This window comes from Comamonas sediminis (assembly GCF_041107495.1).
Taxonomy (GTDB): domain Bacteria; phylum Pseudomonadota; class Gammaproteobacteria; order Burkholderiales; family Burkholderiaceae_C; genus Comamonas; species Comamonas sediminis.
In genome coordinates, this window is sequence record NZ_JBGBDC010000001.1 from 421314 (window position 1) to 437103 (window position 15790).

Below are 15790 nucleotides of genomic sequence, written 5' to 3' on the forward strand. Positions count from 1 at the left end.
TGCGTGCGCGCCGAGTCTGCCCTGCAGTCACTGACCAGGACAGCGCAAACACTGGCCTTCAGATCCATGCCCCATCAGACAACCCAAGCGGGCTGGGGCGGCTGTTCGCTTCTGCGAGCACTGGGAAGCTCTCAGCAGGAGATACCGCACCGTCAAACCACTCGGGTGCGGACTGCGCTTGCTGCAGCTGATATGCCAAAGCCCGCATGCAGCGGGCATCGACGTTGGAAAAAAGCCTGCATTGGCATGCGCCAGCAGGCAAGCGCAACTGCAGTTATGGCTGACGTGACGCCCCCACCTGATGACAGCGCGCACAGCACGGATGCCAACCTGCCCGGACATACCCCCGGCATGTTGACCCGCGCCAGAAACGCAAAAGCCCCGCAAGGGGCGAGGCTTGAAAAGGCTGGTGGCATAGCTCTGCCATCAAAGGCCTTGCGCTGCCACAACAGCAGCGCAAGTGATTCATGGTTAAGGACATGGGCGGGCTTGCTTTCGCACCCTTCTCATCAATGTCTCAACGATTACGAGAATACCACACTTTTAGTCGGTTCGCAACAACTTATTCAAGTTATTGCTGTGCGTTCTTTTGCAGTCCATCACATAGTCGATCAGGAGCTGCACGTCCTTTCGGCGGGGCTCCTGGGCCAGCATCGCACCCTTGCATTTGAGGCATTTGTAGGTCTTGCCCTCCTTGGCCGTCAGGCCTGTTCCTTGGCATGGCTTGCATTTCTGGTCCAGCAACCAGGCCATGGCCTCCAACGCAGCATCCTGGGGGTCTGCCAGGTGTCCGGCCACTCCGTACTGGACCAAGGCGTTGTACATCCGCTCCATATCCACCCTGCTGGGCTTGGTGATGATCCGCAGGTAGTGCAAGGCCACATTGGCTTTGCTCATCCCGCTGGCCTTGATCAGGTCCACCTGTCCCACGCGGTGCGACTCATCGGACAGATCGCGGGCGCTCAACGCGACCGTGTATCGCTCTGCTGTCATGCTCATGCTTGCTCCTTCAATGCCTTTGTGCTGGCAGGATTCCGTTGTCTGTGTCTGTCCGCGTACCACCGCATGCCGTCACGCCTAACCGGTCCGTCCTGGGTGGCATGCAACCGGCCTTGGCTTTTGCCCCCATGTTGACGGCGAGCTGGTGCATCCCCAAAGGACCGGCATCAAGCAGAACGCCTCGCCCCTTGCGTCTTGGCAGCAGCATGCTCATACCGCCTCCCATACCCGGTAGCCGTCGCGCAGCAGATCCGCCCCCTCAAACTGCACCACCTGCGCGAGGCCGGTGCGCGCCAACTCGGGCAGGCGGCGGCAGATTTGCTCGACCGTCATGCCCGTGCATTCGGCCATCTCGCCCGCCGTCAGCGATTTCTCATCGTGCAGGGCCGCGAGAATGCGGGATGCATGTCCGCCTGCAAGCCGGGCCGAATGCTCCGGGGCACCGTAGCTGCTCAGAGGGTCACAGGTGCGGGCAAAGTTCATCGCAGTGTTCCTTTCAAAATACGTTGGGTTTTGTCGTGGGAAGCCTGGGCCTGGGTCCCGCTTTCGATGACGTAGCCGAGATACCGGGGATGGCGCTCCGTGCTCCGGGATATCCGCTGCGGGCCGAACTGAGACGCAATGGATTGCACCGGACGGCTAAATGCATTGGGTGGCTGCCCGTTGCGCTGAGGCGCAGCGAACGCGAGCCGTTGGCTGGGGGCCCCGCCAACGCGCTCCGCCCTGCCTTCGTGGCTGCCCATGTTCGAACCCGCCGCCGGGCTTGCCGCATCTGGCAGTGGCGCAGCGTCGAGGGCGCTCCGAACAAGACTGGGTTGTGACTTTCGTATGAACATGCAATAATTAAACCATAGTTCAGACCACAAAGCAACTATAGTTATCAAAATTTCCGCGAGAATTTAAACCATGGTTGAATACAAAGACCGCCTGGTTCAGGCGATGACGGCAGCAGAGATGAAAACCGCGGACCTGGCCGACCGGCTGGGGCTGTCCTACCAAGCCATCAAGAAGGTGGTGGACGGAAATACCAAGGCATTGACGGCAGAGAACAGCGCGCGCGCGGCGCAGTTGCTCAATGTGTCTTCGGACTGGCTGGCCCTGGGGGAAGGAACCATGGCGCGCTCCAGTACCGTGATGCCCTACAGCGACCTGTCCCCTGCGCCCATTCCCGGGCGCCCCTCGATCGCAGTGCCCGTGTTGTCCAACAGCGCATCGATGGGATCAGGGGCCGAGCTGCTGGAGCACGACGTGCTGACCGGCGATCTGAAGCTGTCGCAGGAATGGGTCACACAGCGGGTCAAACCCTCCAACGTCCAGGCGCTGCGCTTCATCCATGCCTATGGCGATTCGATGAAGGGCACTTTCAATGATGGCGATATCTTGCTGGTCGACACCGGCATCCGCCTGGTCGACATCGACGGCGTCTATGTGCTGTGCGCACATGACCGGCTCTTTGTAAAACGCGTGCGCCAGCGCTGGGATGGGCAGTTCGAGATCAGCAGCGACAACCCCAGCATCAAGACCTCTGACCTGCTCGATGGACGAGAGCAACTGGATGTGCGAGGCCGGGTCCTCTGGGCCTGGAACGGCCAGAAGCTCTGACGCCCTTCCGGGGCATCTGCAGTGAGGGCACGCGGGCCGGCGCAGGCATCTATCACTACGGTAACGACAGCATCATCCTGGAAGCAACAGGACGCGACGCCCTGCGCGAACCGGGATGCTTCAAGGTTGCGGATATGAAGATAAGTTCAGCCTTCAACCTAAACCATAGTTATATACCCATCTTAACTATGATTTAAGTGGATGCAGCGGACAGGTTACAAGGCGGAACAGCGCAGCCACTTCACCGCCGGCCGGGCAACAGGGGACGGCAATCACAGACGCATTTCGCAGTCTGCAGCTCCACACGAAGCCTGCTGCGCTTCTGCCCATAGCTCATCGATCGGATTAGACGAAGCAAAAAGATATCTTAAATGATCTTCTAATGGTTTTTGATACCTATAGTACTCAAATACTAGCAAACATTGCTAGGCTTTCCGCCGGCTAACCCGACTTTTTTGCGGGCGAGCCGCCACCATGCACCTCTTGCAGCAAGGGGCTATGCTGAGCGGGACCTTCCATCCATCCGAAGCGGTAAAGGCGTAGCGATGCAGACCCCGGCGCCACCCGAGAAACATGCCGTCACATCAACAAACGCAATATGTTAGGAAAGATTTCCTCTTGCGCGTGCACTGCTGTGCATCGCTCCACGGATACCCGCCCATTTCCAACTGGGCTTTCGTGGAGCCTGACAAGCAACAACACATGCGGTGCCTATGCTGCTCCGCTTGACCCTTGAGAGCGCATGCGTGTGCGCCCGCCCCCCGATAGCAATACCCCCACACCACCCTCGGAGTTGCCTGCCCGCGCGTACCGATCTGCGCGTGCTCCGCATGCGCATCTCAATTCAGTACCGGTGTTTGCCAGGTAAGCAAGCCAAGCCGCATCAGAACAGGCGCTGCATTATCTCTGTGCAGGCTGCGAGCCATCAGATCCGGCCCGAATTACTCATTATCGGCAGGTTTGGAGCGTCCACCCATTTGCTCCTCATAGAACTGCCCCAAACCCAGGCTACCTACATCACGTCGCAATTGAATATCGTAGATGAATATCTTGTTGAATACCCGGTCCAGACGCACATACTGGTAGGTCGCCACCGTCGCTTCATTCACAACCAGCTTGATGGGATCGGTTCGGTACACACCAAAATGGCTGGTTGGCCTCAGTTTGATCTTGGAAAAAGGCTCCGACGACAAATACACATAGAAGGGGGTGTACATGGGAATAACTAATGTCCTTGCAAAGTATCGGCGGCCAACCCATTCACCCGAGCATTATCCGCATCGGCCATCAAACCCACTGTGATACAGCGGCCTATTCGATGCACTCCCGTTATTCAATCGCACTCGTACAATGCATGCCGCGCCAAAACTTAGCCATAATTGATAGCTATATCATATTCGATTAAATCTATTTGACCTTGTCAATAATTATTGGTTTGCAGTTGTTTGCTATCTGCGTCGCCGCTGGCTGTTTTTCTTGACGGGGCACGTTGCCCCGCAATGCAAATGCGGATCAGCCACTCGCGAAGCATCGCGACCTGGACGCAGGCATCCGCTGCGCAACTTGTGCCATATTTTTATACAGTACCTGCGATCCTGGCCGCTTGGCAGGATACGTACGGAATTCATCTACCCTGCTTGGTGAATAGCTAAAAAATTCATAGCATCCAGCAAACCAAAGGTAGCAATTTACGCCACAATAGGACGGTTATTATGCGTGCTGGCTGACGCCGGCACACCCCGGTTGTCAAAGTTCATGGCCTGCCCTCCTTCCCGTCCTGCCAAGCGCTCAGCCCAAAAGAAAAAAGCATCCAAATCAGCCCCCGGCCTGCTGCGTGGCTTGTTGCGCAAGTTGGTAGGCCGGGGCGCACTCGCAGGCTACAGCGCAGTGGCGGCGCTGGGCTCGGCCGCCTATGTGCCCCAGCTGGACCACGTTCGCCAATGGGCCATCCACAGCACCACGCAGTGGCTGCAGCAACAAGGCCCCGTCCAGACCGCGCAGCAGTGGTGGGGCGAGCTGCAATCCACTGCCGCAGACTGGCAAGCCCGCTTTGAAGACATTGCCCGGCAAAGCCGAGGCGGTAGCGCAGCGTCAGGCACTGGTCACGCGCCCTCTTCTGCACCGCCCTCGCCTCCAGTTGCAGGCCCGTCCAGCCCAGCCGCTTCGGACAAAGCCAGCCAGGGGTTTGCCGACTGCGCCGAGCAATTGCCGCCGGACGCCCCGCTCAGTGCGGCCAGCGTGGGCCGCAGCTGGATGCCCGTGACCTTGTGTTCCACAGGGTTCGCGGTGCTGTATTCGGGGCTGTCCAAAACGCCCATTGTCACGGTGGAACGCCTCAGCCGCCAGCGGCTGCAAAGTGCTGCCGGACTGCCCCGCACCGACCATTTTTATGCCGATGCGCGCCTGCGCGCTGCCTACAAGGCGGAGCTGTCCGATTACCAGGCCAGCGGCTATGACCGCGGGCACATGGCGCCGGCAGCGGACCAGAGCACCGCCACGGGCATGGCCCAGTCGTTTGCGCTGTCGAACATGGTGCCGCAGGACCCCACCCACAACCGCCAGGTCTGGTCCAAGCTCGAAGCCGATGTGCGCAAATACGCCAAACGCGCGCGCGGCAATGTGTTTGTCTACACCGGCCCGCTGTTCGAAGGCCAGACGCCGACGATTGGCCGCAACCAGGTCTGGGTACCCAGCCATTTGTACAAACTGGTGTTTGACGAACAGCAGCAGCGGGCCTGGGCCTGGGTGCTGCCCAACCAGGCCGACGTGCAACTGGGCGCGCCGATGAGCTATGCGCAGTTTGTGCAGCGAACGGGGCGCAATTTTCTGCCGCATCTGCACTGACGACGCCGGGAGACGTCCTCAGCCCGAAGCCAGGGCCCTGGCCAGGGCCAGGGCCAGCCTTCAGGCGCCGGGGTTCATCCAATCGGCATGCCAGCCGCCACCCAACTCCTGGATGAGCTGGGCCGCCGCCAGTTGCTGGTTCAGCTGCAACTGGATCAGCGAGCGGCGCGCCGACAGCGCCGTAGCCTGGGCGGTTACCACATCGGTATAGGGCACCTGTCCTTCCTTGTAGCGGTTGAGCATTTGCTGCTCCACCTTTTCGGCCGAATCCAGGCTTTGCTGCAGCAGCGGCTTTTGGGCATGGAGCGCGGCCACATTGCTCAACACATCTTCGACCGCCTGAAAAGCCGCCAGCACCGACTGGCGGTAACTCGCGGTTCGGGCCGCATGGGCGGCGCGCGCAGAATCGACCTGAGCCGTGGTGGCACCGGCGTTGAAAATGCTCTGGCTCAGCGATGCGCCCAGCGACCACAGCAAACCGGAGGCACTGAACAGGTTGCCCAGGTTCGAGCCGGATCGGCTGAGCGAGCCGCTCAGGCTCAGGCTGGGGTAATAAGCGGCCTGGGCCACACCGATCTGGGCATTGGCCGCAGCCACCGCCCGCTCGGCCGCTGCAATATCGGGCCTGCGCTCGAGCAAGGTCGACGGCACCACCGCCGGGACCTCGGGCACCGTCACATTCCAGGCTGCAGGCGGCAGGTCGAACTGGGCCGGTGCCTGCCCGGTCAGCACCGCAATCGCATGCTCATAGGTCTGGCGCGACTGGCGCAGGGATTCGACACTGGCTTGCGTATTCGTCAACGTCGTCTGCGCCTGCAGCACTGCCGTGCGCGCCTCCACGCCGACGTCGTAGCGGTTCTGGGCAATCTGCAGGCTGCGCTGGTAGCCCTCGATCGACTGCTGCAGGATCTGCATCTCGGCATCGGCCTCGCGCAGCCTGAAGTAGTTCTGCACCAGGCTGCCTACGGCCGACAGGCGCGCGGCGGCCAGATCGGCCTCGCTGGCCTGGGCGCTGCTTTGCGCAGCACTGACCGATTCTCGCAGGCGCCCCCACAGGTCTGCATCCCAGGCGGCACTGATGCCCAGCGAGGCACTGCCATTGCCACTGGATTGGCCGCCACCCTGGCGCGTCTGGCCCAGCGTGCCATTGACGGTCGGCAGCAGGCCGGCCTGCTCCACGCGCAGCGCCGCCTGGGCTTGCTGCACGGCCGCTGCGGCCGCTGCGATGTTCTGGTTGTCCACCTGCACCCGGGCAGCGAGCTGGTTGAGCTGCTCGTCAGCAAACAGTGTCCACCAGTCGCCCCGGTCCACGGCATCGTTGGGTTGGGCGCTTTGCCACAGCGCGCCGGCTTCCTTGAAGCTGGCCGGCGCGGGGGTGCTAGGTACCTGGTAGACGGGGGCCACCGAGCAGGCACTCAACAGCCCGGCGCAGCACAGCGCCAGTGCCAGGCTGCGCAGCACAGGCGCCGTCCGGGTCAGACGAAGGGAATGGGAAAAGGCGAGGGTTGGCATCATGGCGTATCAGTGTTCCAGAGTGGGCATGCCGTCGTTGGAGGCACGGCCCAGATCGCGTTCGTTGGGCGCGCGGCGGCGCAGCTTGTCCAGCAGCACATAGACCACCGGCGTGGTGACCAGGGTCAGCACTTGGCTGGCCAGCAGGCCACCAATGATGGCAATGCCCAGCGGCTGGCGCAGCTCCGAGCCCTGGCCAAAGCCAATGGCCAGCGGCAAGGCGCCCAGCGCGGCGGCCAATGTCGTCATCAGGATGGGGCGGAAGCGCAACAGGCAGGCCTCGCGCACCGCGTCGATCGCCGACAGGCCGCGCGACCGCTCGGCCTCCAGCGCAAAATCGATGATCAGGATGGCATTCTTCTTCACGATGCCAATCAGCAAGAACACCCCGATGAGCGCAATCACCGTGAACTGCATGTTGAACAGCATCAGCGCGATCACCGCGCCGACGCCGGCCGATGGCAGGGTGGACAGCACCGTGATCGGGTGCACCAGGCTTTCATAGAGCATGCCCAGCACGATGTAGATCACCACGATTGCGGCGAGGATCAGGTAGAGCTGCTGGTTCTGCGATTTCTGAAAGCTCAGCGCCGTACCCTGGAAGCTGCCGCGCACATTGATGGGCATGGCGATATCGGCCTCTGCCTGGGCAATCACCTGCTGGGCTTCGCTCAGCGCCACGCCATCGTCCAGGTTGAACGAGATCGTCGTTGACAGCTCCCCGTCCTGGTGGTTCACGCTGGTGGGCGCGGGGCGCTCCACCACCTTGGCAAAGCTCGACAGCGGCACCATGGTAGCGACGCTGGTACTGATCACATTGCCGGTCGATGCGCTGCGCTGCGCCGGGTTGGCGGCCGTGCCCTCGGTGCCCGTCAGGTTGGAGGGCACATAGATATCCTGCAACGCCGGTGGGCCGCGCGTGTACTCCGGCGCCAATTCCATGATGACCGAGTACTGGTTCAGGTCGCTGTAGATGGTGGCCACCGAGCGCTGGCCAAAGGCGTTGTAGAGCGCGTTGTTGATGGACTTGGAGTTCACCCCCAGCCGCGCTGCGGCCTGCTTGTCCACCTCGACATACACCTCCACGCCGCTCTCCGACTGGTCGGTGTCCACGTCCTGCAGCAAAGGCTCCTCTTTGAGGCGCTCGGCCAGGCGCGTGGCCCATTTCTTCATGTCGGCGGTGTTGTCGCTCTTGAGGGTGTACTGGTAGGTCGAATTGGACGAGCGCCCGCCCATGCGCAAGTCCTGCACCGGGTTCAGAAACACGCGCAGACCGGTGATCTGCGACAGCTGCGGGCGCAGGCGCGCGACCACCTGCAGGCTGGTCACATCGCGCTCGCTGACCGGCTTGAGGTTGATGAACACAAAGCCCCCGCCCGAGCGGCTGCCGCCGGCAAAGCCCACCACCGTGTCGATGGCCGGGTCCTGCTGGATGATCGACAAGGCCTCCTTGAGCTTGCCCGCCATCGCGGTCGACGAGATGCTCTGGTCCGCGCGCAGGCCGCCCGCCAGCTGGCCGTTGTCCTGCTGCGGGAAGAAGCCCTTTTGCACGTGCATGAACAGATAGCCATTCATGCCGATGACGATCACCAGGATCAGCATCACGACAAGCTTGGCATGCAGCGCCCAATCGAGGCAGCGCTCGTAGACCCTCAGCATCGCGTTGTAGCCGTTCTCCAGCGCGCGGGCAAAGCGGCCGCGCGGTGCCGTCTCGATGGCATCCTCGTTGCGCAAAAACCAGGCGCACATCATCGGCGTGGTCGTCAACGAGATGACCAGCGAGATCATCACCGCCACCGACAAGGTCACGGCGAATTCCTTGAACAGGCGGCCAATCTGGCCTTCCATGAAGAGCAGCGGTATGAACACCGCCACCAGGGACAGGCTGATCGACAGCACGGTAAAGCCCACTTCGCGCGCGCCCTGCAGCGCGGCGGCCATCTTGTCCATGCCCTGCTCGATATGGCGGCTGGTGTTTTCCAGCACCACAATCGCGTCATCGACCACAAAGCCGGTGGCCACCGTCAGCGCCATCAGGCTCAGGTTGTTCAGGCTGAAGCCCAGCAGGTACATCACGCCAAAGGTGCCCAGCAAGGACACCACGGTGGCCACGGCCGGAATCACCGTGGCGCGCGCCTTGCGGATAAAGGCGCCCACCACCAGCACCACCAGCACCACCGAGACCATCAACGTGGTCTCGATCTCGTGCAGCGACGAGCGGATGGAGTTGGTGCTGTCGCTGGCGACCTGGATCTTCACATCCTTGGGCAGCTGGGCCTGCAGCTCCGGCAGGAGCTTGCGGACGTTGTCCACGGTGTTGATGATGTTGGCGCCCGGCTGGCGCGTGATCAGCACCAGGATGGCGGGTTGGCCATTGAACAGGCCCATCGTGTAGACATTGGCCGGCCCGTCGATGACGCGTGCCACATCGCCCAGCTTGACAGCGGCGCCATCGCGCCAGCCCACCACCAGGCCCTGGTACCAGCTGGCCTTGCGCTCGGGCGCCGGGGTGTAGATCTGCAGACGGTTGCCACCACTCTCGATAGCGCCTTTGGGCCGGTTGGCATTGGCGGCCTGGATGGCGGCGCGCACATCCTCGGTCGCAATGCCGTAGTGACTCAGTGCCTGGGGCAACAGCTCGACCCGCACCGCCGGCAGCGAGCCGCCGCCGATTTCCACATCGCCCACGCCATCAACCTGGGAGATGCGCTGGCTCACCACGTTGGAGACCTCGTCATACAGCTCGCCGGGCGTGCGCGTGGGCGAGGTCATCGCCAAGATGATGATCGGCGAATCCGATGGGTTCATCTTGCGGTAGGTGGGGTTGCTGCGCAGGTCTGACGGCAGGTCACTGCGCGCAGCATTGATGGCCGCCTGCACCTCGCGCGCAGCGCCATTGATGTCGCGGTTCAGGTCGAACTGCAAGGTCACATTGGCCGAGCCGGTCGAGCTGCGCGAGGTCATCTCATTGACCCCGGCGATCACGCCCAGGTGGCGCTCCAGCGGCGTGGCTACGCTGGAGGCCATGTTCTCCGGGCTCGCACCCGAAAGGCTGGCCGTGACCGATATGACCGGGTAATCCACCTGCGGCAGTGGTGCGACCGGCAATGCAAAGAACGCAGCAATGCCGGCCAGCGCCATACCGATCGTCAGCAAGACGGTGGCGACCGGGCGTTTGACGAAGGGCTCGGAGAGGTTCATGCCTGCACCTCGGCAGGGCCGCCATTGCCACCCTTATCGCCATTGCCACCCTTATCGCCATTACTGCCGGTACCGCCATTGCCACCACCAGCATGCCCGGCTTGGCGGCGGCCCAGGCGGGCACCCAGGCGGTCAAACACCAGGTAGATCACCGGGGTGGTGAACAGGGTCAGCAACTGGCTGAGCATCAGCCCGCCAAAAATGGCCAGGCCCAGCGGGCGGCGCAGCTCGGCGCCCTCGCCCCAGCCAAACATCAGCGGCAGAGCAGCGAACAACGCGGCTAGGGTCGTCATCAGGATGGGTCTGAAGCGCAGCAAGGCCGCCTGGTGGATGGCCTCCTGCGGCCCCATGCCCTGATTGCGCTCGGCATCGATCGCAAAGTCGATCATCATGATCGCGTTCTTCTTGACGATGCCGATCAGCAAGATGATGCCGATGATGCCGATCACACCCAGGTCGTTGCCGCTGATCATCAGCGCCAGCAAGGCACCCACCCCCGCCGACGGCAAGGTGGAGAGAATGGTGAGCGGATGCACATAGCTCTCGTACAGCACCCCCAGCACGATGTAGACGCAGACCAGCGCCGCCAGGATCAGGACCAACTGGCTGGTGAGCGAGTTCTGGTAGGCGGCTGCCGCGCCCAGAAACTCCATGGTCAGCGACGCGGGCATGCCGATATCCTTGGCCGCCTGCTTGATGGCATCGACTGCGTGGCCCAGCGATACGCCGGGAGCGGTGTCAAAGCCCAGGGTCGCGGCGGGGTACTGCGACACGCGGGTCACCTGCAGCGGTGCCAACTGCTCCTCGATATTCGCTATGGCTGACAGCGGCGTCGCCCCCGTGCTGCTGGCACTGATGGCCAGGTTGCCCAGGGTCTGCACGCTGTTGAGCTGGTCTTGCTGCGCCTCCAGAATCACGCGGTACTGGTTGGTCTCGGTGAAGATCGTCGAGACAATGCGCTGGCCAAAGGCGCTGTAGAGGCTGTCATCAATGCTGCTGGCGCTGATCCCCAGGCGCGATGCGGTATCGCGGTCCACATTGACATAGGCCGACAGGCCCTTGCGCCCGGCATCGCTGGTGGCATTGCGCACCTCGGCCACGTTCTGCAGCTGGCTGACGAGCTTCTGCGTCCAGTCATTGACCTGGTCGGTGTTCACGCCGCCGATCGACAGGCGGTATTCGGTGGGGCCGGTTTGCGAGTCGATGGTCAGATCCTGCGAGGGTTGCAGAAAAATACGCACCCCCGCCACCTGGCTCACCCGCTCGCGCAGGCGCTGCATCACCGCATCCTGCGCATCATGCGGCCGGGTCAGGTTGATCGACAGGCTGCCGGTGTTGAGCATGGTGTTGTTGGCGGCATCCACCCCGACCACCGAGCTGACCGAGGCCACATCCTTGTCCTGCAGAATCGCGCTGACGGCCTGCTGCTGCAGATCGCTCATGCGGGCAAAGGAGACCTCTTGCGCGGCCTCGATCTGCGCCTGCAGCTGGCCGGTGTCCTGCGTCGGGAACAAGCCCTTGGGAATGGCGAGATAGAGCAGACCCGTCAACACCACGGTAGCCACCGCCACGACCAGGGTCAGCGCCTGGTGGCGAAACACCCAGTGCAGGCCACGGTCGTAATGGTGGATCACCTTGTCAAAACCGCGCTGCACCGATGCCGCCCAGCCGCGCGTGTGCGCACTGGTGTCCTCTTGCTTGAGCCAGCGCGCCGACATCATCGGCACCAGGGTGAGCGACACCACGGCCGAGATCAGAATGGTGATGGCCAGGGTCACCGCAAATTCGCGGAACAAACGGCCCACGATATCGCCCATGAACAGCAGCGGAATCAGCACCGCAATCAGCGACACGGTCAGCGAAATGATGGTGAAGCCGATCTGCGCTGCACCCTTCAAAGCGGCAGCCATCGGCGTCTCGCCCTCTTCGATGTAGCGCGCAATGTTCTCGATCATCACGATCGCATCGTCGACGACAAAGCCGGTCGCAATCGTCAGCGCCATCAGGCTCAGGTTGTTGAGGCTGTAGCCCAACAGGTACATGGCCCCGCAGCTGCCGATCAGCGAGATGGGTACGGCCAGGCTGGCGATCACCGTGGCACGCAGGCTGTGCAGGAAGAAGAAGATCACCAGCACCACCATCACCACAGCCAGCGCCAGCTCCATCTGCACATGCTCGACCGACGCGCGGATGCCGGTGGTGCGGTCGGTCAGCACCTTGACCTCGACCGACGCAGGCAAGGACGCAGTCAGCTCAGGCAGGCGCTGCTTGATCGCATCGACAGTCGCAATCACATTGGCACCGGGCTGGCGCTGCACATTCAGGATGATCGCGGGCGTCTCATCGACCCAGGCGGCGAGCCGGTCGTTCTCGGCGCTGGCCACCACGCGTGCCACGTCCTTCATCAGCACCGGGGCATTGCCCTTCCAGGCCACGACCAGGTTCATGTAGTCATCGGTGGTCAGCAGCTGGTCATTGCTGTTGATCGAGTAGGAGCGCTTGGGTCCATCGAAACTGCCCTTGGCGCTGTTGGAATTGGCATTGCTGATGGCGGTGCGCAGGCTGCTCAAGGTAATGCCATTGGCCGCCAGCGCCTGGGTGTTGGCCTGGATGCGCATTGCAGGCTTTTGCCCGCCTTCCAGGCTGACCAGACCGACGCCCGAAACCTGGCTGATCTTCTGCGCCAGGCGGGTGTTGACGATGTTCTGCACCTCGGTGAGCGGCAGCTCTTTGGAGGTGATGGCCAGGCTCATCACCGGCGTGTCGGCCGGGTTCACCTTGGCATAGATCGGGGGGGCGGGCAGGTCGGCCGGCAGCAGCGCACTGCTGGCATTGATTGCGGCCTGCACCTCCTGCTCGGCCACATCCAGCGACAGCCCCAGCTGGAACTGCAGGGTCACGATGGACACACCGGCAGCGCTGGTCGAAGACATGCGGTCCAGTCCGGACATCTGGCCGAGCTGGCGCTCCAACGGCGCGCTCACCGTGCGGCTCATCACCTCGGGGCTGGCACCGGGGTACAGGGTCTGCACCTGGATCGTCGGGTAATCCACCTCGGGCAGCGCCGACAGCGGCAGCAGCCGAAAGCCCACCAGACCGGTCAGCACGATGGCCAGCATCAGCAAGGCCGTCGCCACCGGCCGCTGGATAAAGGGGCGGGAAGGACTCATCGCTCAGCCCGCCTTACTGGTTGGCGCGCTGGGCGGGTTGCACCGTCGTGGCCGCTGGTGCCATGCCCTTGGGTACTTCCTCCGGCTTGATGGCGGGGGCGGTCTGGCCTGATCCGGAGGAAGGGGTGGACCCGCTCGAGCCAACCGAGCCGCCAGAACCACTGTTGCCAGCGGCAGGCGGCTCCGGGTTCACCGCAGGGGCTGCGGCGCTGGGCTGGCCGGCATTGGGCTCGACCGCTGCCCCGCCGCCGCCGCCACCGGCGGGCGCGCCATTGCCGGCCGCAGTTCCGGGTGCCGCCGCACCGGGTGCCGCCGCACCGGGTGCCGTTGCACCATTGGCCCCCCGGCCTTCGCCGTTGCCACGGCGTCCACCACCCTCGCGCGGGCTGCCCTCACGCGGGCCGCCCTCACGCGCACCGCGCCGGCCACTGCTGGCGCCATGCGCCTGGGTGGGGGTATCGCCTTGCAGCGCCACCACGGCGCCATCCTTCAAGCGGTCAGCGCCTTCGGTCACCACCAGCTCGCCCTCTTTCAGGCCGGAATTGATGGCCACCCATTCGACCGTGCTCATGCCCCGGATGACGGTGCGCTGGGTCACCGTGCGGTCCGCATTGATCACATAGACAAAGTCGCCATTGCCGCCAGTGCGGATGGCGGTGACGGGCACCACCAGCGCGCTTTCGTCCTTCAAGGTCAGGCGGGTGTTCACAAACTGGTTGGGGAAGAGCGCGCCATCGGTATTCTCGAAGCGCGCCTTGGCCTTGACGGTGCCGGTGGCCGTGTCCACCAGATTGTCCAAGGTCAGGAACACGCCTTGGGCCAGTGTCTTGCTGCCTGCGCGGTCCAGCGCTGCGACCGGCAGGCGGGGGTCGGCCTTCTGCGCACCCAGCACCGAGGGGATGTGGTCCTGCGGCACGGTGAAGCTCACATCGATCGGTGCGACCTTGGTGATGACGGCGATGCCGGTAGTGCCCCCCGCACTGATGTAGTTGCCCGGGTCCATCGTGCGCAAGCCAATGCGGCCATCGATGGGCGAGGTGATGCTGGCATAACCCAGGTTGAGTTGCGCGGTCTGCACCTGGGCCTGGTCGGCAACCACCGTGCCTTCGAGCTGCTTGGCCAAGGCGGCCTGCGTGTCCAGGTCCTGGCGCGCAATCGAATCCTGGTCCCACAAGGTCTGGTAGCGCTTGAGCGTCACGCGCGCTGCATCAAGCTGCGCCTGGTCGCGCGCCAGCTGCCCCTTGGCCTGTTGCAGCGCCTGCTCAAATGGGCGCGGATCGATCTGGGCCAGCTTCTGGCCCTTCTTGACCATCTGCCCCTCGGTGAACAGCACATCGCGCAATATGCCAGAGACCTGGGTGGTCAAGGTCACGGTGGTGGTGGGCACAACGGTGCCCATCGCCGTCAAGGTGACCGGCAAGGTCTGGCGCTTGGCAGCGGCACTGCCGACAGTGACGGCCATCGCGCGCATCGCCCCGGGACCCATGCCGGGAGGACCTCCCATGCCGGGCGCACCGCCCGCCATGCCTGCGGGGGTCTTCTTGCTTTGCACCAGGTACCAGGCGCCGCCCGCCAGGGCCGCCACCAACGCAATCGCGATGGTGGAACCCAGCCAACGGCTCCGCCGTTTGGGCGTTGTCGCGGCACGCGCATCAGGCAGCGGTGCGCTGGCAGGCTGGGGGGTGGGACGGGTTGAATTATTGGAGTTATGGTCCATGGCAGCAATCGGTCTGAGGTGTGTTACAGCGGCGGGCTTCAGCGATCGATCACCATCGGCACCGGCCTGTAAAGAATGACCGCATCCTAGTGCAGCCATGTTGCACCAGGCCTGTACCGACTGCGAAGATAAGTAAAAGCGGCCGCCGCCTGCCCCAGAGTCTACTGAGATTCCGCTGCGTCAGAGGGTTTGCGGGGCAGTTGAGCGCGTAGGCTGTGACGCCAGCTTTTGTTGGCGTCGAAAGCCATCGGCCGCAGCATATTGCGTTGTTTTCTTCAGCGAGGTAGCGCCTGCATCTGGACCCGCACCGGGACAGGTAACTGGGCCGCTGCCTCCATTCGCCGGGCTGCGACTTCCGCTCGCCAACACGCCAAGAGCTTTGTCCCCATTGCACGGGCACAATACTGTGGAAAGCTGTGAAGAATCTTGTAGATAAGCAATTCAAATTACTGATTTATAAGAAAAATTATGAAATTGCTGAAAATTGAGGCATCGCGGGTCCTGACAGGGCATTTGGGCAGCTACAGGCCTGCTCGGCAGCGGTCGCGCTGCTGCCCAAGCGCAGACAAGCGCCCTCTCTCAGCCCCTCGCACGGTTGTCCCCAGTCCATGGGCACAATCTTGTGGAAAGTTCTGTGCACAGCTGTAGATAAGCCCTCCAAGCTATTGAAACCATGGCACAAAGTGATCCATGATGAAAAAAAAGGCAGCCTGCTGGGGCTACCTGGTGCGGTGGTCAAACGCGG

General features: G+C 62.9%; 9 protein-coding genes. 2 read left to right on the forward strand and 7 right to left on the reverse strand.

Annotated elements, in window-relative coordinates; translation table 11 throughout:
• Positions 1–543 precede the first annotated feature (543 nt).
• The gene (locus tag AB7A72_RS01815; RefSeq protein ID WP_369458847.1) at positions 544–999 is read right to left on the reverse strand and encodes a hypothetical protein; all 456 of its coding nucleotides are present in this window, start codon (positions 997–999) and stop codon (positions 544–546) included.
• Between the two features lie 210 nt (positions 1000–1209).
• Entirely contained in the window at positions 1210–1482 is a 273-nt protein-coding gene (locus AB7A72_RS01820; protein ID WP_312461941.1) for a hypothetical protein, read from the reverse strand.
• Positions 1483–1905: 423 nt separating this feature from the next.
• On the opposite strand from AB7A72_RS01820, the gene AB7A72_RS01825 reads away from it, so the two are divergent.
• Positions 1906–2601 carry a LexA family transcriptional regulator gene (locus tag AB7A72_RS01825; RefSeq protein WP_239811336.1) on the forward strand — a complete coding sequence of 232 codons (696 nt, stop codon included), beginning with the start codon at positions 1906–1908 and terminating at the stop codon, positions 2599–2601.
• A gap of 941 nt (positions 2602–3542) precedes the next feature.
• Here the strand turns inward: AB7A72_RS01825 and AB7A72_RS01830 are convergent.
• Entirely contained in the window at positions 3543–3818 is a 276-nt protein-coding gene (locus tag AB7A72_RS01830) for a hypothetical protein (protein ID WP_239811335.1), read from the reverse strand.
• Positions 3819–4440: 622 nt separating this feature from the next.
• On the opposite strand from AB7A72_RS01830, the gene AB7A72_RS01835 reads away from it, so the two are divergent.
• Positions 4441–5445 carry a DNA/RNA non-specific endonuclease gene (locus tag AB7A72_RS01835; protein WP_312525510.1) on the forward strand — a complete coding sequence of 335 codons (1005 nt, stop codon included), beginning with the start codon at positions 4441–4443 and terminating at the stop codon, positions 5443–5445.
• A 60-nt stretch (positions 5446–5505) separates the two neighbouring features.
• Here the strand turns inward: AB7A72_RS01835 and AB7A72_RS01840 are convergent, their stop codons facing one another.
• From AB7A72_RS01840 to AB7A72_RS01855, 4 genes are read right to left on the reverse strand one after another with little or no spacing between them, the layout of a single operon-like run.
• Complete coding sequence (locus AB7A72_RS01840) at positions 5506–6960, reverse strand: efflux transporter outer membrane subunit (RefSeq protein WP_369458848.1); 1455 nt, start codon at positions 6958–6960, stop codon at positions 5506–5508.
• Positions 6961–6966: 6 nt separating this feature from the next.
• On the reverse strand, positions 6967–10158 hold the full coding sequence (locus AB7A72_RS01845) for an efflux RND transporter permease subunit (protein WP_369458849.1): 3192 nt from the start codon (positions 10156–10158) through the stop codon (positions 6967–6969).
• Positions 10155–13328 carry an efflux RND transporter permease subunit gene (locus tag AB7A72_RS01850; protein WP_313335592.1) on the reverse strand — a complete coding sequence of 1058 codons (3174 nt, stop codon included), beginning with the start codon at positions 13326–13328 and terminating at the stop codon, positions 10155–10157. The genes AB7A72_RS01845 and AB7A72_RS01850 overlap by 4 nt, the downstream gene beginning before the upstream one ends.
• 13 nt (positions 13329–13341) lie before the next feature.
• Positions 13342–15045 carry an MdtA/MuxA family multidrug efflux RND transporter periplasmic adaptor subunit gene (locus AB7A72_RS01855; RefSeq protein WP_369458850.1) on the reverse strand — a complete coding sequence of 568 codons (1704 nt, stop codon included), beginning with the start codon at positions 15043–15045 and terminating at the stop codon, positions 13342–13344.
• Between the last annotated feature and the right edge of the window lie 745 nt (positions 15046–15790).

Excerpts from the sequence above, each read along its gene's own strand:
- AB7A72_RS01815 (WP_369458847.1), bottom strand. The coding sequence starts at position 999 with ATGAGCATGACAGCAGAGCGATACACGGTCGCGTTGAGCGCCCGCGAT.
- AB7A72_RS01820 (WP_312461941.1), bottom strand. The coding sequence starts at position 1,482 with ATGAACTTTGCCCGCACCTGTGACCCTCTGAGCAGCTACGGTGCCCCG.
- AB7A72_RS01825 (WP_239811336.1), top strand. The coding sequence starts at position 1,906 with ATGGTTGAATACAAAGACCGCCTGGTTCAGGCGATGACGGCAGCAGAG.
- AB7A72_RS01830 (WP_239811335.1), bottom strand. The coding sequence starts at position 3,818 with ATGTACACCCCCTTCTATGTGTATTTGTCGTCGGAGCCTTTTTCCAAG.
- AB7A72_RS01840 (WP_369458848.1), bottom strand. The coding sequence starts at position 6,960 with ATGATGCCAACCCTCGCCTTTTCCCATTCCCTTCGTCTGACCCGGACG.
- AB7A72_RS01845 (WP_369458849.1), bottom strand. The coding sequence starts at position 10,158 with ATGAACCTCTCCGAGCCCTTCGTCAAACGCCCGGTCGCCACCGTCTTG.
- AB7A72_RS01850 (WP_313335592.1), bottom strand. The coding sequence starts at position 13,328 with ATGAGTCCTTCCCGCCCCTTTATCCAGCGGCCGGTGGCGACGGCCTTG.
- AB7A72_RS01855 (WP_369458850.1), bottom strand. The coding sequence starts at position 15,045 with ATGGACCATAACTCCAATAATTCAACCCGTCCCACCCCCCAGCCTGCC.